Annotated in this window: 1 protein-coding gene and 1 pseudogene; one reads left to right on the top strand and one right to left on the bottom strand. The window is 58.6% G+C overall.

Features of this window, described 5'->3' with window-relative positions; all coding sequences use genetic code 11:
- Nucleotides 1-269, top strand: a pseudogene (locus FJV41_RS56345) (aspartyl/asparaginyl beta-hydroxylase domain-containing protein); the annotation flags it as partial.
- Here the strand turns inward: FJV41_RS56345 and FJV41_RS56340 are convergent.
- Nucleotides 250-403: YgaP-like transmembrane domain (locus FJV41_RS56340; RefSeq protein WP_141649682.1), on the bottom strand; the 154-nt coding region annotated here is incomplete at its 5' end. The pseudogene FJV41_RS56345 and the gene FJV41_RS56340 overlap by 20 nt on opposite strands.

The following is a 403-nucleotide window of genomic DNA, read 5'->3' as shown; positions in this document are numbered from 1 at the left end:
GCCTGATTCTGTTCTGCGATATTGAACGGCCGATGCGCTACCGCTGGGCGCAGAAAGTTAACCACTGGCTGGGACGTCATCTGATGAGCGCCGCTTCGGCGCCCAACGATATCGGCGATCGCACCGGCGGGATTAACCGGGCGTTTCGCTATATTTACCAGATCCGTATTGTTGGTAAACGGTTGAAAAAATGGAATAAGACGGTCTATTACATCGTCAAATGGCTGCTCTTCGGCGGCATTGCCTGGCTTATCTGGAGCGCGTTTTAACCCCCTGGCGCCGGTTCCACGGCATGGTCGCCAGCAGACGCGCCATGCCGCAAAAGCCGGTTACGCCGGCGAAGGTGAGCCCGGCGCCGACCGCGCCGCTGAGCAGGAAAAAGCCGCCGTTAACGGTATAGCCC

Origin of the sequence: Myxococcus llanfairpwllgwyngyllgogerychwyrndrobwllllantysiliogogogochensis, assembly GCF_006636215.1 — a bacterium.
Taxonomy (GTDB): Bacteria; Myxococcota; Myxococcia; order Myxococcales; family Myxococcaceae; genus Myxococcus; species Myxococcus llanfairpwllgwyngyllgogerychwyrndrobwllllantysiliogogogochensis.
The sequence above is the reverse complement of the archived record's forward strand: the minus strand, read 5'-3'. Positions and strand labels throughout refer to the sequence as shown.